The sequence below is a fragment of the Streptomyces sp. NPDC085596 genome (assembly GCF_044541565.1).
GTDB lineage: Bacteria > Actinomycetota > Actinomycetes > Streptomycetales > Streptomycetaceae > Streptomyces.
Map to the genome: position 1 here is coordinate 266,785 of NZ_JBITTC010000002.1, position 18,587 is coordinate 285,371.

Below are 18,587 nucleotides of genomic sequence, written 5' to 3' on the forward strand. Positions count from 1 at the left end.
TTCCGCCCCGCGGTGTCTCGTCAGCTCCCCCGACCAGACCGCACCCGGCAACCGTGAGGCCCGTATGTCATCACCCGCGACTTCTCTCTCCGCCACCTCCCTGACCTTCGCCTGGCCGGACGGCACGCCCGTCCTGGACGGCCTCGACATCGCCTTCGGCCCCGGCCGCACCGGCCTGGTCGGCGCCAACGGCTCGGGCAAGTCCACCCTGCTGAAGCTGCTCTCCGGCGCGCTCGTCCCCACCGACGGCACCATCAGGGTGTCCGGCGAGATCGGCCTGCTCCCGCAGAACGTCACCCTCGACACCGCCCTCCGCGTCGAGGCGGCCCTCGGCATCGCCGCCAAACGGGCCGCGCTGCACGCCATCGAGGCGGGCGACGCCTCGGAGGAACACTTCGAGACCCTCGACGAGGACTGGGACGTGGAGGAGCGCGCCCTGGTCACCCTCGGCGAACTCGGCCTCGGCCACATCGGCCTTGACCGCACGGTGGGCGAGGTCTCCGGCGGCGAGTCGGTGCTGCTCCGGCTGGCCGCGCTGCTGCTGCGCCGCCCCGACGTGCTGCTGCTGGACGAGCCCACCAACAACCTGGACCTGTACGCCCGCCGCAGGCTGTACGCGGCCGTGGCCGGCTGGCCGGGCGTCCTCGTCGTGGTCAGCCACGACCGCGAACTGCTGGACATGGTCGACCAGATCGCCGACCTGCGCGCCGGTGAGGTCGCCTGGTACGGCGGCAACTACTCCGCCTACGAGGAGGCCCTCGCCGTCGAACAGGAGGCGGCCGAAAGGATGGTGCGCGCGGCCGAGGCCGACGTCCGCAAACAGCGCAGGGAGCTGACCGACGCCCACATGAAGCTGGCCCGCCGCAAGCGGTACGGGCAGAAGATGTACGACTCCAAGCGCGAGCCGAAGATCGTGATGGGGGCCCGCAAACGCGCCGCCCAGGAGTCCGCGGGCAAGCACCGCATCATGCACGAGGAGCGGCTCGCCGACGCCAGGGAACGCCTGGACGAGGCGGTGGAGGCGGTCCGGGACGACGACGAGATCCGCGTCGACCTGCCGTACACGGCGGTACCACCGGGCAGGCAGGTACTCACGCTGGAGAAGCTGGAGACGGTCCACGGGCCGCGTGTGGAGGGCCTGTTGGACCTGCGCGGCCCGGAGCGGATCGCGCTCGTCGGCCGCAACGGCACCGGGAAGACGACGCTGCTGCGCACGATCGCCGGGCAGCTGGCCCCGGTGGCCGGGCTGGCCCAGGCCCATGTGCCGCTGCGGTTCCTCCCCCAGCGGCTGGACGTGCTGGACGACGAGGCGACGGTCGCGGAGAACGTGGCCCGGTTCGCGCCGGGCGCCACCCGCAACCGGGTCCGGGCCCGCCTGGCCCGCTTCCTGTTCCGGGGCAAGCGGGCCGACCAGTTGGCGGGCACCCTCTCCGGCGGCGAGCGGTTCCGGGCGGCGCTGGCCGCGCTGCTGCTGGCCGAACCCGCCCCGCAACTGCTGCTGCTGGACGAGCCGACCAACAACCTGGACATGGCGAGCGTGCGCCAGTTGACCTCGGCGCTGGAGTCGTACGAGGGCGCGCTGATCGTCGCCGGGCACGACCTGCCGTTCCTGGACTCCATCGGGATCACCCGCTGGCTGCTGGTGGCCGACGGGGTGCTGCGGGACGCGACTCGGGAGGAAATCGGGTAGGCGGGGAGCAGCACGCCCACCCGGTCGGGCGACCCTTACGCCACCCTTAACCTACGGCTTCGTAACCTACGGACACGTAGGCTACGAAGCCGTAGGTTCATGGCGCCGCCCATAGGATGGGTATGTCATTGAATCTCCCTTTTCTCCGCTCGGCCGTTTTCTGGAGTTCCCGTGACGATCACCTCCCCTCACCTCGGCAGCCCGTCCGCCTGGACCGACGCGCGACTGCTGTTCGCGCTGGAAGAAGTGGTCGAGAAGGAGCTGAACCGGCACCTGAAGGTCGCCAAGGACTGGATGCCGCACGAGTACGTGCCGTGGAGCGACGGGCGTAACTTCCCCGGCCTCTTCGAGGACGGCGAGGCGTGGGGCAAGGAGCAGTCGAAGGTCACCGAGATCGGCCGGGTCGCGCTGGTGGTGAACCTGCTGACCGAGGACAACCTGCCCAGCTATCACCACGAGATCGCCTCGCTCTTCGGCCGCGACGGCGCCTGGGGCACCTGGGTGCACCGCTGGACCGCCGAGGAGGGCCGGCACGGCATCGTGATGCGCGACTACCTGCTGACCTCGCGCGCGGTCGACCCGGACGCGCTGGAGCGGTTCCGGATGTCGCACATGAGCGAGGGCTTCGAGTCCGACAACCGGCACTCGATGCTGCACTCGGTCGCCTATGTCGCCTTCCAGGAGCTGGCCACCCGGATCTCGCACCGCAACACCGGCCACCAGTCGGGCGACCCGGTCTGCGACCGCATGCTGGCCCGCATCGCCACCGACGAGAACCTGCACATGGTCTTCTACCGGAACCTGCTGGGTGCCGCGTTCGAGATCGCGCCCGACCTGACCATGCAGGCGGTCCGCGATGTCGTGGTCGACTTCCGCATGCCGGGCCACGGCATCCCCGGCTTCGAGCGCGCTGCCGCGCAGATGGCCATAGGGGAGGTCTACAACCTGCGCATCCACCACGACGACGTGCTCCAGCCGGTGCTGCGCTTCCTGAAGGTCATGGAGATCGACGGCCTGGGTCCGGAGGGGCTGCGGGCCCAGGAGGAGCTGGGTGTGTTCATGGGCGCACTGGACTCGGAGGCCGCCAAGTTCGACGAGCGCCTCGCGGCCCGCAAGGCGCGCTTGGCGGCGCGCGCGGCCGGCTGACCGGGACTCAGGACCTGTCCAGGCCGTACGGCCCGCGTGTTCAGCGGGCCGTACGGCGCAGGGCGAGCCGTTCGCGTTCGGACAGGCCGCCCCAGACGCCGAAGCGTTCGTCGTGGGCGAGGGCGTAGTCGAGGCAGGCGGGGCGGATCTCGCACATCGCGCAGATCCGTTTCGCCTCGCGCACCGAACTGCCGGGCTCGGGGAAGAAGAAGTCCGCCCCGGTCTGCGCGCACAGGGCCTGCCCCTGCCAGGCGGAATCGGCCGGTGTGATCGTCTCGATGTGCATGGCCAGGATCCTGCCGCGCGCCGAAAAACGTTTGATCAACGCCGTGTCAACAAGCGGTCCGGGCGGCCTCCCCGTGGGCCGTCCCGATGATCCTCCGGCCGGACACGCCCGCGCACGGCGGCGCGCGGGGTGATCCTCCTCGCCCGGTGCCAGACTCGTCGGTGCCAGGACGGCACGGCCGACGGTCCCCGAGGAGGGCGCGCATGCTCACCACCCGTTTCCCCGACGGCGCTGCGAACTGGATCGACCTCGGCTCCCCCGACCTGGCGGCGAGCCTCGCGTTCTACGGCGGCCTCTTCGGCTGGCAGCCCGTGCCGGCGGGCCCGGAGACGGGCGGCTACGTCTTCCTCCGGCTCGACGGCAGTACGGTCGCCGGCGCGATGGCGCTCGACCCGGAGCGGGGCCGGGCGGGCTGGACGGTGTACTTCCGCTGCGCGGACGCGCTGGGCACCGCGGAGGCGGCCGGGGTGGCGCACGGCAAGGTGGTGTTCTGGCCGACGGAGCTGCTGGGGCTTGGCCGGGTGGCGGGCCTGAAGGACCCGGCCGGGGCGGCGTTCCGGGTCTGGCAGCCGGACCCGGTCGAGGGCCTGGACGCGGCGACCGAGCCGGGTGCCCTGTGCTGGGTCGAGCTGCACACCCCGGACGTGGCGGCGGCCGCCGCCTTCTACCACCGGGTGCTGGGCGTGGAGACCTCCGGCGTGGTCTTCCCCGGCGGTGTCTACACCTCGCTGTACCCGGCGGACGCCGATGAGGAAGCCTCGTTCGGCGGCATCGTCACCTCCCTGGACAACCCCGCCGACACCGCCCCGTACTGGCTCCCGTACTTCGGCACCGACGACACCGACGCCCTGGTGGCACGGGCCGAGGAGTTGGGGGGCACGGTCCGGATGCCCGCGACCAGCGTGCCGGGCGTCGGCCGTCTGGCCCGCCTCGCCGACCCGCACGGGTACGAGTTCGCGCTGATCAAGGGCGACCCCTCGCAGGGCGTCTAGCGCACGTGCATGGGGGGCGCACGTATATCGCGTTGTGGGTGCGGCGGTACGGCCATAAGGTCGTCGGCATGTCTCTGAGGCTCCGTATGCGTCAAGCACTGCCCGAAGCGATGCGCGCCCGGGACAAGCCCGCGGTGAGCGCCCTGCGCGCGACGCTTGCCGCGCTGGACAACGCTGAGGCGATGCCCGTCGACGAAGTGACGCTCCGGGGCGTGGCCCTCGAGCATGCGCCGGTCGGTGTCGGCAGCACCGAAGCGGCGCGGCATGAACTGAGCGAGCGCGAAGTGGTGGACATCGTGCGCGCCGAGGCCGCCGAACGGCTGGAGGTGGCAGCCCAGTTGACCGCGCCCGCACACGCCGAGCGGGCCGCGCGGCTCCGTACCGAGGCCGCCGTACTCCATCGCCTCCTCGACGGTCCCGGCACCGGCCAGGACACGGCGTCGCCGGCTGACACGATGTCCACGCGGACAGAGCGGTGACGGCCAGGGAAGACCTCGGGTCACGCCACCGGAACGCGGCACTCCAGAGGCGGTCCTTCGATGGTGAGCACCTCGCGTCGGTGTCCCTGCGGCAGTTGTGGTTCACCCGGTGCTCGTTCCGCCGGGCCGATCTGCGTCACGCCACCCTGGACGGCTGCCACTTCAAGCTGTGCGATCTTCGCGGGGCCGACCTCCGCGGCGCCTCCCTGCGCGGCAGTTCTCTGGCGGGCTGCGATCTGACCGGGGCCGACCTCCGAGAGGCGGACCTGACCGGCGCGCGAATCGGTCAGGTCCGCACCGGCACCCCCCGTCACGGGCTGACCGACGCCACCGGCATCAAGCTGGACGACGCCGTCCTCCGAGACCTTGAGCTCGACCAGGTCATCGGCTGGCCCGTCATCAAGTGACCGGCCGACGGCCGAGGCACTGAACCTGACTCGGCACAGGGGCCCCCTTGGCATCGATCATCTAGGCGGACGCCCGGCGGACGAGGGTCGTCGGGAGGATGACGCCGCCGTTTCCGCCGGGGGCAGGACCGCCGCCGAGGAGCAGGTGGGCCATGAGGCGGCCCATTTCCTCTATGTCCTGGCGGACCGTGGTGAGTGGTGGGTCGGTCTGTTCGGCGACCGGGGCCATGTCGTCGAAGCCGATCACCGCGACGTCCTCGGGGACGCGTCGGCCGTGTTCGCGCAGGACGCGCAGCGCGCCGAGGGCGGTGAGGTCGTTGGCGGCGAAGACGGCGTCGACGTCGGGGCGGCGGGCGAGGAGTTCGCGCATGGCGTGTTCGCCGCCGGCCGGGGTGAAGTCGCTCTCCACGACCAGTCGGGGGTCGGCCTCGCCCATCACATCGCGGTAGCCGTCCAGGCGGTCCACGGCGGAGGTCTGGTCCAGGGCACCGGTGATGTGCGCGATCCGGGTCCGGCCGAGGCCGACGAGGTGCCGCACCGCCTCGCGGGCTCCGCCCCGGTTGTCGCTGTCGACGTACACCGCGCCGCCCGCGTCCCCCTCGTCCCAGTCGGGGCGGCCGCCGAAGACGGTGCGGACGCCCGCGTCACGGATCAGGCCGGGCAGCGGGTCGTCCAGGTGGAGGGAGAAGACGAGGGCACCGTCGACATGGCCGCCGGCGAGATAGCGGGCGACCCGCGCGTGGTCGTCGCGGCCCTCGGTGAGCAGCAGGACCAACTGGTTGTCGTGGGCGGTCAGTTCCTTGCTGATGCCGCGCAGCTGGGCGGCGAAGAAGGGGTCCGCGAAGACGCGGGTGCCGGGTTCGGCGATGACGACCGCGACAGCGTCGTGCCGCTTGGTGACGAGGCTGCGGGCGGCCTGGTTGGGGACGTAGCCGAGTTCGTCGACGGCCAGACGGACGCGGGCCACGAGCGAGTCGCGTACGCCGTCGCCGCCGTTGACGACGCGTGAGACGGTGGCGCGGGACACCCCGGCCCGCGCGGCCACTGCCTCCAGCGTGGGACGCGACACTGCCTCGGTCACTCGGTGCTCCTCATCGGCGGCTGTGATCAGGATAGCCGCGGGGCCCGGTGCCCTTCGGGGCTCAGGAGGGCGTCTGGTCCTTGCGGGCCCGGCTCGGCTGCACGCGCTTGGGTTCGCCGGGCATCTTCGGGTACTCCGGCGGATACGGCAGGTCGCCCAGGCCGTGTTCGGCCTCGTCGCGGCGGGCCAGGTCCAGCAGGCCGTCGAGGGAGTACCGGTGGTCGTCCATGTCGGCGTGCACGTCGCCGAGTTCGGCGAAGCGGCGCGGCATGGTGACGATGTCGAAGTCCCGCGGCCGGGCGTCGGCGACCTCGTCCCAGCGCAGCGGCGCGGAGACGGTGGCGTCGGGCAGCGGGCGGACGGAGTAGGCGGAGGCGATGGTGCGGTCGCGGGCGGTCTGGTTGTAGTCCACGAAAATGCGTTCGCCGCGTTCTTCCTTCCACCATTTCACCGTCACGTGCTCGGGCATCCGGCGGGCCAGTTCGCGGCCGACGGCGATGGCCGCGCGCCGTACCTGGGTGAAGGTCCAGCGCGGCTCGATGGGTACGAAGACGTGCAGGCCCCGGCCGCCGGAGGTCTTGGGCCAGCCGCGCAGGCCCCCGAACTCGTCGAGGACCGCCCGGAGTTCGAAGGCGGCGCGGACCGCGTCCTCGTAGCCGGTGCCGGGCTGCGGGTCGAGGTCGAGGCGGAGTTCGTCGGGGTGGTCGACGTCGTCGCGGCGTACCGGCCAGGGGTGGAAGGTGAGCGTGCCGTACTGGGCGGCCCACACCGCGGCCGCCTCCTCGGTGGGGCACATCTCGTCGGCGCTGCGACCGCTGGGGAAGGTGATGTGGGCGGTGGGAATCCAGGACGGCATGTTCTTGGGGGCGCGCTTCTGGTAGAACCACTCCCCCTCCAGGCCCTCCGGGTAGCGCTGGAGGGTGGTGGGGCGGTCGCGCAGGGCGCGCAGGACGCCGGGGGCGACCGCCGCGTAGTACTGGGCGATGTCGAGCTTGGTGTAGCCGTGCTCGGGGAAGAACACCCGCTCCGGGTGGGTCAGCCGTACGGTCCGGCCGCCCACCTGAAGTTCCACCGCATCGCCCATGCGGCCACCGTAGGCGTACCCCGCGCGGCCCGCACACCGGGCGGTGGCGGGTGTGGGCGCGCAGAATCGGCGTATGGACCTGCCGGTGATGCCGCCCGTGAAGCCGATGCTCGCCAAGGCGGTGGCGCAGATCCCGCCGGGCATGCACTACGAGGCGAAGTGGGACGGCTTCCGGGCGATCGTGTTCCGCGACGGCGACGAGATCGAGCTGGGCAGCCGCACGGGCAAGCCGCTGACCAGGTACTTCCCCGAGCTGGTGGCGGCGCTGAGGGAGCGGTTGCCCGAGCGGTGTGTGGTGGACGGGGAGATCGTGATCGCGCGGGACGGGCATCTGGACTTCGACGCGCTGACCGAGCGCATCCATCCGGCGGACTCACGGGTGCGGACGCTGGCCGAGCGGACCCCGGCGTCCTTCGTCGCCTTCGACCTGCTGGCGCTGGATGACCACTCCCTGCTGGACGTGCCGCTGACCGACCGGCGGGCGCTGCTGGACGGGGCGCTGGCCGGGGTGACGCCGCCGGTGCATCTGGCGCCCGCGACGACCGACGCGGCGGAGGCGCAGCGCTGGTTCGAGCAGTACGAGGGCGCCGGGCTCGACGGAGTGGTCGCCAAGCCGCTCACCGTGCCCTATCTGCAGGACGAGCGGGCCATGTTCAAGGTCAAGCACGAGCGGACGGCGGACGTGGTGGTCGCCGGGTACCGCCTGCACAAGAGCGGTCCCGTGGTGGGCTCGCTGCTGCTCGGGCTGTACGACGACGAGGGCGCGCTCCAGCACGTGGGGGTGGCGGCCGCGTTCTCGATGAAACGGCGCGCGGAGCTGGTGGACGAGCTGGCGCCGCTGCGGATGGACGACGTGAGCGGGCATCCGTGGGCGCGCTGGGCGGAGGAGGCGGCGCATGAGACGGCCCGGCTGCCGGGGGCGCCGAGCCGCTGGTCGGGCAAGAAGGACCTGTCCTGGGTGCCGCTGCGCCCGGAGCGGGTCGCGGAGGTGGCGTACGACCACATGGAGAACGGCCGCCGCTTCCGGCACACCGCCCGCTTCCGCCGCTGGCGCCCGGACCGCACCCCGCAGAGCTGTACGTTCGCCCAGCTGGAGGAGCCGGTGCGCTACGACCTGGCGGAGATCCTGGGCGGCGCGCCGGAGGTATGAGTCCCCTTCAGCCGCCGAGGTTCTCCAGTGCCTCGCTCGCGCGGGTCACGAGTCCGTCCGCGCCGCACGCCTGGGCGAGGTCGAGGCCGCGGGTGAGTTCGGCCCTGGAGCGGGCGAGGATGCCGAGTTCGACGCGGGCGGCGGCGTGCTCGTACTGGCAGGGGGACGCCTCCAGATAGGCGACGGCCTTGGCGGCGAGGCGTTCCGCGCTCGGGCCGGTCTCCAGGGCGGCGGCGCAGCGCAGGGCCTCTCCTATGGCGGTGTCCGTGCCGAACCGCTCGGCCTGGCGGCGGGCGTCGGTGAGGAGCGCGCGGGCCCGCTCCGGGTCGTGCACGGCGAGCGCCCTGGCCAGGTCGACGGCCCACGGCGCGAGGACCGGGTTGTGGCCACCCCGGGAGGCGGCGGCCTTCTCGGCGGCCTCCAGTTCGTTGATGCCCTCCTCGGTGCGGCCCACGGCGAGCAGCAGCCGTCCGCGTACGGAGCGGATGTCGGGCAGCACGATGGTGGACGGGTAGGGCGGGGCGAAGCCGTACCGCTCGGCGACGGACCACGCCTGGGTGACATGGCCTCGGGCCAGCAGGGTTTCGACCAGTCCGCAGGTCGCCGACCAGTACAGCGGCAGGCCCCGGCCGACGCGCTCGGCAAGCCGGACCGCCTCGCGCAGCGCGGTCTCGGCGTCCTGGAGCTTGCCCTGGCGGCGGTAGGCGAGGCCGAGGTAGGCGTTGGCCAGGGAGAGGTGGCCGCCGTGCCAGCCGGCGCGGGTGTAGGCGCGCAGGGCCTCGGAGAAGAGGCTCTCGGCGCGGTCCAGCCGGTCGGTGTGGGCGTAGGCGCTGCCGAGCATCATCAGCAGCTCGATGCCCCACTCGTCGTCGGTCCAGCCGAGGCCGGGCGCGAGACGGCCGTTGACCAGGGCGCGGTCGCACAGCTCGACCACCTGCTCGGCGTTCTCGCCGTGGGTCATGGCGTCGAAGCCGCGCAGGATCAGCAGGGCGCGCTCGGAGTTGTCGCGCCCGGCGCAGGTGGCGGCGAGTTCGGCCAGGCGCCGGGAGCGTTCCGGGGACACGGTCTCGCCGTGGACGGCCTCCCAGGTGAACTGCACGGCCTGGAGCCGCATCCGGACCGGGCCCGGCTCATGCCGGTTGACCTCGGCCTCGATGGTACGGACGGCCTCCTCCAACTGGTCGTTGTGGAGCAGGGCCTGGGAGAGCCGGATGGAGGCGTCGACGCGCTGGGCGCTGTCGAGTCCGGGGGTGGTGGCGAGGGCGTCCCGCAGATGCTCGATGGTGAGCGCGGGCGCCGACAGCAGCCTGGCGCGGCCGAGTTCGTACAGCACCTGAGCCCGTACGTGGGGCAACGGAGGTTCTTCCAGGGCGCGTTCGAGACAGGCGCAGGCGGCGTCGGGGGCGCCGACGGCGAGGTGTTCGCGGGCGGCCTCACGCAGTTGCTCGACGAGGCTCTCGTCGCCGTCGGGGTGCACCTTCAGCAGATGCCGGGCGGCCTCGGCGGCGCTGCGTCCGGTCTCGGTGACGATGTTCGCGGCGATGCCGTGCATCGCGGTGCGCATCCCGTCCGTGATGGAGTCGTAGACGGCGGAGGCGATCAGTGGGTGCACGAACTCCAGGGTGACGTCCTGGGGTTGGGGCGCGGTCGGGTCGGGAGCGACCTCGGCGAGGATACGGGCGCCGCAGAGCCGTTCGGCGCAGCGTGCGGCGGTGTCGGCGTCCATCATGGCGAGCCGGGCGACGAGTCCGACGGGGCTGCCGGTGCCGAGGATGGCGGCCGCCCAGGCGAACTTGGTGGGTTCGACGCCGAGTTCGCGCAGCCGGTCGACGAGTCCGCCGCCGCGCGCGGAGCGGTTGAGGTCGCGCAGTTCGGCGGCGCGGCCCTCGACGGGATGGAGTTCGCGGTCGCGGACCTTGGCGAGGAGTTCCACGGTGTCGTAGGCGTTGCCGCCGGTGACGGCCCAGACCTCGCGGCAGAACGGGTCGTCGGCCTGCGGGCCAATGGTGGCGCGGGTGAGTCCCGCGGTGGCCTGCGGAGTGAGCTCGCTGAGGTTGCTGACGGGACGGCCCGCGGCGGCGATCTCGTCCAGGAGGCGGGCGCTGTCGCCAAGGGCCTCGCCGGGCCTGCGGGCGACCACGACGAGCACGGGCAGGTCGGCCAGGCGCTGGGCGAAGGCGGCGAGCCAGCGCAGCGTCTCCAGGTCGGCCCAGTGGGCGTCGTCGATCACGAGGACCAGTGGGTAGGCGCGGGAGGCGAGACGGCTCACCGCGTACACGAGTCCGTCGCAGACGTAACTCGGGTCGGGGCTGCCCTCGCCGGGCTCCACTATGCCGAGGGCGGGGCCGGAGATGTCGTACCAGGAGGCGAGGTAGTCGCGGGTCTCGTCCGGGGTGAGGGCGGCGAGCGCGGGCTGGAGGAGCTGCCGCAGGACGTGGAACGGGACGGACTTCAGGGTCTCGCCCGCACGCGCCGACCAGACCACGCAGCCGCGCCGTTCGGCGATGCGGCGTATCTCGGCGAGCAGTGCGGTCTTGCCGAGTCCGGCCTCGCCGCGGAAGAGGAGGAGGCTGCCGGCGGACGTCCGGTCGGCGCACAGCAGCTCGATCGCCTCGGTGACGGTGGCGATCTCCGCTTCCCGCTCCCACAGGTAGCCCGAGGCGGCCGCCTGTGGCCGTCCCTCCGTCATCCCGTTACCTCCACAGGTCGTCCGAACAGCGTACGAACCACGAGCGTAGCGGCCTGGACGGTCCGTTGGCGCCCGCTCGGGGCAGGTGTTGTCCCGCTGGGTGAACCGGGTCGCGGCCCGGCTGACGAACACCCCTCCCGACCGGCCGGTTTGTGCATAGTCGCCCGTCAACTCCGTTTGAGATGCCACTTATTGACCGGGAATCAGATAAACCTGTGAATCGGTACCGGCCCGCGGGCCGAGCCGTCGGCGCGAACGAGGGCGGGTGCTCTCATCCAGCTTTCACCGACTCCTCATACGGTATGCCCATGACGCAGGTGACTCCTCCCGGCTGGTATCCCGACCCCGGACAGACGCACGACGCTCCGCCCACCGAGCGCTGGTGGGACGGCAACGCCTGGACGGCCGAGGTCCGTCCGTCCGGGACCGCACAGTCCGCTCCCCCGCCCGCCTATCCTCCGTACGCCTACGCGGGCCATCCCGCGCAGCCCCCGGCCGGGTCCCGGCGCGGGCTGCGTACGGGCATAGCCGTCGCGGCGGCGGCCGCCGTGCTGGCGTGCGTCGGGATCGGTGTGTACGCGCTGGCCAAGGACCCCGGCGGGGGCGACCGCGCCGACTCGCGCCCCAGGCAGGGGCAGGAGCGCCGCCAGGAGGGGCCGGGCGACCCGCAGGAGTCGCCGTCCCCCGGCACCTCGGCCGCGCCCAAGGTGCGCGGCGGCGGGACCCTGCCGGACCCGGTCAACGGGATCAGCATGCCGGTCCCCGAGGGCTGGACGGGCCAGGCGTTCGCCATCGGCGCGCAGGTGACCTCGGACAAGTCCTACAAGTGCCCCGGCGACACGTCCAAGAACTGCACGGCGGGCGGCGCGTACTCGGCACCGGCCCGCGCGCTGGGCACGCGCGGCGAGACGGCCGAGGCGGTCGCCAAGGCCGATGTCGCGGCCAATGCGGAGGAGTCGTACGGCGGCAATTCGTACGGCGGCATCACCTCGCACCAGGTGCTGGCGTCGCGGGCGGTGACGGTGGCCGGGCAGAAGGGCTACCTGGTGCGCTGGAAGGCGGTCACCAGCAAGGGCGCGGACGGCTATGTGGAGTCGGCCGCGTTCCCGTCGCCCGCCGATCCCAGCCGCATGCTGGTGGTGCGCTTCGGCCTGGACGTGGGGCAGTCCACGGCCGTGATGGACGAGATCCTCAAGGGCGTCAAGGTGTCGTCCGGCGGCGGAAACGGACAGGACGTCTGAGTCCCGGCCCCGTCTGAGTCCCTGCCCTTTCTGAGCCCCGGCCCCTGAAGAAGTACGGGCCGGGCGGGGTTCCCCTCCGCTCAAGGGGAGCCCCGCCCGGCCTGGGTACGCGCCGCCCCCGTCCCCACGGTGCGGCGCGACCAGGTCACCGTTCAGTCATCCCGTGAACGGCGGCCTGGTGTCTGTGCCGGCCTGTTCGGCCGGATTCCGGGTCAGGCCGAGAGCGGGAAGCACGACGGCCTCCACGAACCCGACCAGGTAGTCCGCGTCGGCATACTGCCCGCACAGCACGGGACGCACGCGCAGGACGCCGAACATCATCGCCGGTACGTACTCCAGCGCGGGGTGGCCCGCCGGGACCTCGCCCCGCGCCACGGCCCGCTCCAGCATCTCCTGGAGCGCGGCGATCTCCGGGTGGACCAGGGCCTCGCGCAGCGCCTCGGCCAGTTCCCGGTCGTCGGTGACGGCGTGCCCCAGCGACTGGAGCAGCCGGGTGTCCTTGCCGGACCAGTCGCCCGCGGCCCGCGCCGCCTGCCGCAGGTCCTCCGTGAGGGAGCCGGTGTCGATGCCGGCGAACCGCACCCGGCGGTTGGCGCGCAGCGCGGCGGCGACGAACTGGGGCTTGGTCTTCCACTGCCGGTAGAGCGTGGACTTGCTGCACCGGGTGCTGGCGGCGACGCCCTCCATGGTGACGGAGTCGTACCCGCAGGTGCGGATCTGGTCGAGCACGGCGTCGAAGAACTCCTGCTCACGCTCCGGCGTGAGCTTGGAGCGGCGCGAGGCGACGACCGTCTCCGGTTCGTCCGCGGCCTGCGACGTCATACCTGGCTTCCCCTCACTCGTCCCGGCTCATTCGTCCTCGGCGTGTGCTGCCCGGTCCCAGTGTGTCGCACTGTACCGATACGGAAGTGTACCGGTACTCGACCGTATCGGTACACTGGCGTATCGGTACGGAAACGTATCGCTGAGTTCGGAAGCCGTCCGGACCCAGCACGCACCACCGTCAGTGAAGGGGGCCGGGGGATGAACGCCCGATCCGAGCCCGCCGAAGCGGCACCGGACGCGACAGCCCGGCCACCGCTCGTGCGGGAGTTCCTGCTCGTCGCGGGGCTCTTCTTGGTCTACAAGCTCGGGCGCCGGCTCGCCGACGGCCACACCTCGGACGCCTTCCGCGACGCCCACCGCGTGTGGCATCTGGAGCGCGCCGTCCATCTGCCCGCCGAGACGGACGTCCAGTCGGCGCTGCTGCACGGCGACGCCCTCGTCCATCTCGCGAACACCTACTACGCGACCGTGCACTTCCCGGCCACCGTCGCCTTCCTGGTCTGGCTGTATCTGCGCCGCCCCGCCCACTACATCTGGGCCCGCCGGGTCCTGGCACTGGTGACGAGCGCGGCGCTGGTGCTGACGTTCACCTTCCCGCTGGCCCCGCCGAGGATGCTGAGCGGCACCGGCCTGCTGGACACGGCCCGCATCTACGGCCCCTCGGTGTACGGGCCGCCCGCCCGCGACCACCTCTCCAACCAGTTCGCGGCGATGCCCTCGCTGCACTTCGGCTGGGCGCTGATGGTGGCCGTCGGCCTGATCGCCGCCACCCGGTCCCACTGGCGCTGGCTGTGGCTGCTGCACCCGCTGGTCACCCTGGCGGTGATCGTGGGCACGGCGAACCACTACTGGCTGGACTCGATCGTGGCGGCGGCCCTGCTGGTCACCGCGCTCGCGGTCGTCCACTCCCCGCACCGCACGCCGGGCACCGCCCCGCCCAGTGCCTGGCTCCTCCCCCAGGACACCGCGCTCGCGGGGCCGGCCCGATGAGCGGCGCGCTGCTGGTCGCCATCGGCCTGTCCCTGATATCGGCCGTCGCCTACGCCTCGGCGGCCGTCGCGCAGGCGCGCCTCGCCTCCCGCGACGTGGGCGCGGGCCTGCTGCGGATGCTGGGCACCGGCGCCTGGTGGTCCGCGGTCGGCCTGAACGCGGGCGCCGCCCTGCTGCACGTCGTCGCCCTGCGGTACGGCCCGCTCACCGTGGTCCAGCCGCTCGGCGCGCTCACCCTGGTCGCGGCCGTACCGCTCGGCGCGCGGGCGGCCGGACGCCGGGTCACCGCCCTGGAGTGGCGCGGTACGGCGCTGACCCTGTTCGGGCTGGGCGCGCTGCTGATGGCGGCCTCCGGCCCGGCGCCCGAGCGGGCGCTGAGCCTGCCCTCGGCGCTGGCGGTCGCCGCCACGACCACCGCCGTGATCGGCACCCTGAGCCGGCCCGGCGCCCGGCCGGGCCTGCGGCACGCGACCGCGTCCGGGTTCGCCTCGGGTGTCGCCTCCGCGCTCACCCAGACCGCGACCGTGGCGGCCACCGAGGGCTCGGGGCCGGCGCTGAGCCCCCTGGTGATCGTGGTCGCGGTGCTGGTGGCCGCGTTCGCCACCGGCGGGCTGCTGCTGTCGCAGACGGCCTACCGGGGCGGGCTCGGCGCCCCGCTGGCGGTGGTCACCCTGGCCAATCCGCTGGCCGCCTCGGTCATCGGCCTGACCCTGCTCGGCCAGGGCCTGAACGGCGGCGCCGTCGGCATCCTGCTGGCGCTCGCCGGAGCGGGCCTGGCGGCCCGGGGCGTGGTCCTGCTGACCCGGGCGACACCGGCCGCGGCGGCCGTACCCCCGCCAGCGCCGGGACCGGACGACGACGAGCATCCGGTGGCCGCGGTGCTGGCGCTGGAGCCGGGCACGGCGACCCGGGAACCGAGGCTGACCCGGAGGCGGTCGAGGCCCCGCCGTCTGACGCGGCTGTAACCGGAGACGGAGAAGGGCGGCCGGCGCTTGCTGCGCCGGCCGCCCTTTCCCATGTCTGCCGAGGCAACCGTCAGCCCAGGCCGCGCGCGTCCTGCTTCAGCGCGGTGTCCACGGTGAGCGCCGTCGCCACGACGAGGCTCAGCAGCGGCTCGGACAGCGGACGGTGCATCTGGAGGACGTAGTTGTCCGCCGTGGTGAACAGCGTCTTGGCCAGACCTTCCCAGGTCTTGGTGATGCGGGCGATCTCGGTGCCCTCGTGGTCCACGATGGCGAAGTTCCAGGCCCGCCAGTTCTCCGCCTTGATCGCGCCGACCTGGTGGCCGTCCACGTTCATGGCGAAGTTGATCTTCCCGATCATGTTCTGCTGGACGATCTCGCCGACCTGCGAACCGTCCGGACGGGCCACCAGGACCCGCGACTTGAAGATCTTCGCGGGCCGGGTGAGCAGCAGCTGCGGCCGGCCCTCGGTGTCCCGGATCTCCAGCCGGTGCGTGAGGTACTGGTCCAGGCTGGAGACGAAGCGCAGGATCTTGCGCAGCACACTCTGCCCGACCTCGACCACGGAACCGAGGTCACGGCCGTTCTGGTCCATGACCTTGTACTCGTTGGTCAGCTCGATCAGCTTGGCCTTCTGGTTCACCACGAGGACGGGCTCGGTGAACAGGGTGCCGCCGGGCGTCCGGTCCGTACCGTTCGCGTCGGGGTACGAGCCTGAAGGAATGTTCGATTGCGTGGTCACCGGGGCACCCTACCGTGGCTTGAACCGTACCTGACCATTTTGTTCCGGGAACCCGATATTCCGGTCGGGCTCCTCGCTCAGGAGGGTGCGGGTGAGGTCCTCGATGAGGGCACGGCGCTCCTTCTCACGGCGAACACGGGACTGGGCGAGTTCGTGCTCGGCGGCCTCCCGCTCCTCGGTGGTCTTCGCGCGCAGCAGGGCCAGTTCGGCCCGCCGCCGCTCCCGCGCCCGTTCCTCGGCCGTGCGGAGATCGGCCTCGCCGGAGCGCAGGGCGTGCCCCAAGTGGGCGTGCAGCGCCCGGTCGTAGGCGCTGACCCCGGTCATGAGCTTCACCAGGACCGGCAGGGAGTCCAGCACCAGCAGGAGCAGATGCAGGACGACGGCGAGGAAGCACGGGTAGAACGCGCTGGTCATGACCGCCCACAGGGCCTCCGCGCGGTCCAGCAGGCCGGTGGCGCGCAAGTCCCCCGCCTTGCGGGTGCGTTCGGCGCGTGCCGCCGCCAGCACCTTGACGCGGTACTCGTCGGTGGCCTTCTTCATCCGGCCGGTGAGGGTGTCGACCCGGTTGCGCAGGGCCGTCGCCTTGGCACGGTCCGGGTCGACGTCGTTCCCGGAGCGGTACGCGGCCGCCTGGTTCCGGGCGATCTCGCACTGCTCGGTGACGTCCCAGCCTCCGGGGACGCGCTTGTAGTTCTTCCTGGCGCACAGTTCGTTGGAGGTGGTGTCCAGCTTCGCCTGCTGCCGGTCGACATCGGCGATGTGGGTGTTCAGCTGCGTCAGCTGGTCCTTGACGTCGGTGATCTGGTTCCTGAGCGCCACCGGGGCTCCGTGCAGCGGGAGTTGGTTCTTCTCGCAGTCGGGGCGGTCCAGGGTGGTGGTGCCGTCGACCGGGTTGCACTCCAGCAGCTGCCCGTAGTACGTCCGCGCCGCGTGCTCCCGGCCCTCGGTCAGGTGCTTGTCCATCTCGGGGGCGAACACCTGGAACAACAGCGGCTCGGCCATGGCGAGTCCGAGCAGGACCGACAGCAGGAAGCGCGGCATCAGGGCGCGGTTGCGGCGCCGGGAGACCTTGCCGTGGGTGCTGGAGACCAGCCAGCTGTCGACGAGGTAGACGAAGACCGTCCACACCGTCCCGGCCGTCACCAGGGCCCACACCGGCGCCCCTTGCAGCACCGAGTCCAGGGCCACGCACACCGAGACCCCGCCCAGCAGCGCGGTGGCCAGGACGATGCCGCCGTAGCGGGTGTAGGCGGGGCGGTCGGACGGCACGGTGTCGAGGACCGGCTCGTACACGCCTATCCCGGAGCGCAGCAGACGCCCGGGGCCGCGGGGTGCCGGGGCGGGCGGTTCAGTAGCCATTCTCCTCCCTCCCCACATCGCCGATGTCGAACGGGTCCTGGCCGTCGTCCTCGTAGCGCTTGCCGTCCCCGGCAGCGCGCGCACCGGCGTTCGCGGGGCCGGAGCGGGACGCGTCGTCGGTGCCGCCCGCCGGCGCCGGGCCGGAGTCGTCGACGCGTTCGCCGGCCTCGACCTCCGTGCGGACGTCGTCCGCGCCGCTGCCGATGGTGCCGCCGATCAGCTCCTCCAGCAGCCGCTGCATGTCGATGGGCATCGTCGCGGTGTGGCCCTCCTGGACGAGCTTCTTGTACAGCTCGAACTTCATCTCCTGGCGCCGGTCGGCCCGTGTCCGGTCGTCGCGCTCCTTGCGCAGGGCGTCCTCGCGGCGCTGCTGGTCGCGGCGCTGGCGCTCCTCGCGGCCGGCCTCCAGCTCGCGGATCTTCTGCTGCCGCTCCACCTCCCAGCGGCGGTCGGCCCGCTCGGTGTCGGTGCGCACGTCCTCGCGGTACAGGCTCGACAGCCTTTCCAGCAGGGCCCGTTCGGTCTCGTCCCGACGCTCCTCGGCCTCGCGCACCTCGCGCTCGGCGCCGCCCAGCCGGTCGGCGAGCTGCTCGGCCGTGACCTCCTTGCGCCGGTAGGCCCGCCACAGGGCGAAGCGGGAGCCGAACCGCTCCTCCTGGCCCGCGTCGAGCGCCTCCTGCTCACGTTCGTAGGCGGCCCGCTGTTCGGAGAGGTGGAGTTCGGCCTCCTGCTCGCGGCGCTGGATTTCCTCCTGGTGCTGCTGGTTCAGCAGGGCGAGCTGCTGCTGGTGCTCCTGCTCCCGCTTGGTGCGCTCCTGGGCGACGGCCTGCTCCACCGCGTCCCGCTGCCGCTGGAACTCCAGCTCCGCCAACCGCTGCTGGAGTTCACGCAGTTGGTCCGGGGTGAGCAGGTCCACGCTGACGAGTTCGACGCCCATGCCCGGCAGCCGGGGCGGCTGCGCGAGCGCGTAGGCGGTGACGTTCGCGCAGATCCGCTTGCTCACCTCGGCGAGCTGCGCGTCCCCGTGGGGCACGTACTCCCCGGTGAGCGCCGGGCACCCCTGGAGGTAGGAGACGAGGGCGGCGGAGACGTCGGCCGGGCCGCCCTCGCGCATCAGCTCCACGGCGTCCTCGGCGGTGCAGCGGAAGCGGACCCGTACGGCGCAGTCGGTGCCGTCGGCCGAGGGCACCGTGACCATGGCCTCCACCGGGACGTCACGGCGCCGGTCGACCACGGTGACCGAGGTGGCCCGCACCGCCGTCTCGGAGCGCGGGTCGAGGTCGCCGTGGCTCTCGACCCAGTCCTCCCCCACCCGGTACACGGCGACCTGGTGCGGTTCGAGCCGGGGCAGCTCCGAGCGCTCGCGCCGGGCGGTGCCCATGCCGCGCCAGCCACGGGCGGCCGGTGGTTCCAGGGTCCGGGCCGAGACGACCGGGTACGGTGCGCGCGAGGCGTCGCTCATGT

The 18,587-nt window shown here is 72.6% G+C and carries 17 protein-coding genes; 9 read left to right on the top strand and 8 right to left on the bottom strand.

Annotation, left to right across the window (positions count from 1 at the left end; translation table 11 throughout):
* Window positions 1-64: 64 nt before the first annotated feature.
* Window positions 65-1,690, top strand: a complete 1,626-nt coding sequence (locus tag ACIGA3_RS06840) for an ABC-F family ATP-binding cassette domain-containing protein (protein WP_399711265.1) — start codon at window positions 65-67, stop codon at window positions 1,688-1,690.
* A 171-nt stretch (window positions 1,691-1,861) separates the two neighbouring features.
* Window positions 1,862-2,836, top strand: a complete 975-nt coding sequence (locus tag ACIGA3_RS06845) for an acyl-ACP desaturase (protein WP_399711267.1) — start codon at window positions 1,862-1,864, stop codon at window positions 2,834-2,836.
* 40 nt (window positions 2,837-2,876) lie between these two features.
* Here the strand turns inward: ACIGA3_RS06845 and ACIGA3_RS06850 are convergent, their stop codons facing one another.
* Window positions 2,877-3,122 carry a WhiB family transcriptional regulator gene (locus ACIGA3_RS06850; RefSeq protein ID WP_161148549.1) on the bottom strand — a complete coding sequence of 82 codons (246 nt, stop codon included), beginning with the start codon at window positions 3,120-3,122 and terminating at the stop codon, window positions 2,877-2,879.
* Between the two features lie 203 nt (window positions 3,123-3,325).
* On the opposite strand from ACIGA3_RS06850, the gene ACIGA3_RS06855 reads away from it, so the two are divergent.
* The 3 genes from ACIGA3_RS06855 (at window position 3,326) to ACIGA3_RS06865 (ending at window position 5,000) form a co-directional block, all read left to right on the top strand.
* Complete coding sequence (locus ACIGA3_RS06855) at window positions 3,326-4,114, top strand: VOC family protein (protein WP_399711269.1); 789 nt, start codon at window positions 3,326-3,328, stop codon at window positions 4,112-4,114.
* Window positions 4,115-4,224: 110 nt separating this feature from the next.
* Entirely contained in the window at window positions 4,225-4,593 is a 369-nt protein-coding gene (locus ACIGA3_RS06860; RefSeq protein ID WP_399712461.1) for a hypothetical protein, read from the top strand.
* Between the two features lie 80 nt (window positions 4,594-4,673).
* A complete protein-coding gene (locus ACIGA3_RS06865) occupies window positions 4,674-5,000 on the top strand; it encodes a pentapeptide repeat-containing protein (protein WP_399711271.1) in 327 nt (108 codons plus the stop codon).
* Window positions 5,001-5,061: 61 nt separating this feature from the next.
* Here the strand turns inward: ACIGA3_RS06865 and ACIGA3_RS06870 are convergent, their stop codons facing one another.
* Both ACIGA3_RS06870 and ligD read right to left on the bottom strand, forming a co-directional pair.
* On the bottom strand, window positions 5,062-6,081 hold the full coding sequence (locus tag ACIGA3_RS06870) for a LacI family DNA-binding transcriptional regulator (protein WP_399711273.1): 1,020 nt from the start codon (window positions 6,079-6,081) through the stop codon (window positions 5,062-5,064).
* A 61-nt stretch (window positions 6,082-6,142) separates the two neighbouring features.
* On the bottom strand, window positions 6,143-7,165 hold the full coding sequence (ligD, locus tag ACIGA3_RS06875; protein ID WP_399711275.1) for a non-homologous end-joining DNA ligase: 1,023 nt from the start codon (window positions 7,163-7,165) through the stop codon (window positions 6,143-6,145).
* 73 nt (window positions 7,166-7,238) lie between these two features.
* Between ligD and ACIGA3_RS06880 the strand changes: the two genes are divergently transcribed.
* Window positions 7,239-8,315: an ATP-dependent DNA ligase gene (locus ACIGA3_RS06880; RefSeq protein ID WP_399711277.1), complete on the top strand. Its 1,077-nt coding sequence runs from the start codon at window positions 7,239-7,241 to the stop codon at window positions 8,313-8,315.
* A gap of 7 nt (window positions 8,316-8,322) precedes the next feature.
* Here ACIGA3_RS06880 and ACIGA3_RS06885 read toward each other — a convergent pair whose 3' ends face one another.
* On the bottom strand, window positions 8,323-11,004 hold the full coding sequence (locus ACIGA3_RS06885) for an ATP-binding protein (RefSeq protein ID WP_399711279.1): 2,682 nt from the start codon (window positions 11,002-11,004) through the stop codon (window positions 8,323-8,325).
* A 308-nt stretch (window positions 11,005-11,312) separates the two neighbouring features.
* On the opposite strand from ACIGA3_RS06885, the gene ACIGA3_RS06890 reads away from it, so the two are divergent.
* Window positions 11,313-12,245: a DUF2510 domain-containing protein gene (locus ACIGA3_RS06890; protein WP_399711281.1), complete on the top strand. Its 933-nt coding sequence runs from the start codon at window positions 11,313-11,315 to the stop codon at window positions 12,243-12,245.
* Between the two features lie 156 nt (window positions 12,246-12,401).
* Here ACIGA3_RS06890 and ACIGA3_RS06895 read toward each other — a convergent pair whose 3' ends face one another.
* A complete protein-coding gene (locus ACIGA3_RS06895) occupies window positions 12,402-13,067 on the bottom strand; it encodes a TetR/AcrR family transcriptional regulator C-terminal ligand-binding domain-containing protein (RefSeq protein WP_399711283.1) in 666 nt (221 codons plus the stop codon).
* A 201-nt stretch (window positions 13,068-13,268) separates the two neighbouring features.
* Here ACIGA3_RS06895 and ACIGA3_RS06900 point away from each other — a divergent pair, with 201 nt between their 5' ends.
* Both ACIGA3_RS06900 and ACIGA3_RS06905 read left to right on the top strand, forming a co-directional pair.
* A complete protein-coding gene (locus ACIGA3_RS06900; RefSeq protein ID WP_399711285.1) occupies window positions 13,269-14,060 on the top strand; it encodes a phosphatase PAP2 family protein in 792 nt (263 codons plus the stop codon).
* Window positions 14,057-15,025 (top strand): hypothetical protein, encoded by a 969-nt coding sequence (locus ACIGA3_RS06905; protein WP_399711287.1) that lies wholly within the window; start codon window positions 14,057-14,059, stop codon window positions 15,023-15,025. Before ACIGA3_RS06900 ends, ACIGA3_RS06905 begins: the two co-directional genes overlap by 4 nt.
* Before the next feature lie 70 nt (window positions 15,026-15,095).
* Here ACIGA3_RS06905 and ACIGA3_RS06910 read toward each other — a convergent pair whose 3' ends face one another.
* Genes ACIGA3_RS06910 through ACIGA3_RS06920 form a run of 3 tightly spaced genes read right to left on the bottom strand, consistent with a single transcriptional unit; the run spans window position 15,096 to window position 18,585 of the window.
* Window positions 15,096-15,746, bottom strand: coding sequence for an LURP-one-related/scramblase family protein (locus ACIGA3_RS06910; RefSeq protein ID WP_399712464.1), 651 nt, complete (start codon window positions 15,744-15,746; stop codon window positions 15,096-15,098).
* A gap of 27 nt (window positions 15,747-15,773) precedes the next feature.
* Window positions 15,774-17,123: a DUF4407 domain-containing protein gene (locus ACIGA3_RS06915; protein WP_399711289.1), complete on the bottom strand. Its 1,350-nt coding sequence runs from the start codon at window positions 17,121-17,123 to the stop codon at window positions 15,774-15,776.
* Complete coding sequence (locus ACIGA3_RS06920) at window positions 17,113-18,585, bottom strand: hypothetical protein (protein WP_399711291.1); 1,473 nt, start codon at window positions 18,583-18,585, stop codon at window positions 17,113-17,115. The genes ACIGA3_RS06915 and ACIGA3_RS06920 overlap by 11 nt, the downstream gene beginning before the upstream one ends.
* Between the last annotated feature and the right edge of the window lie 2 nt (window positions 18,586-18,587).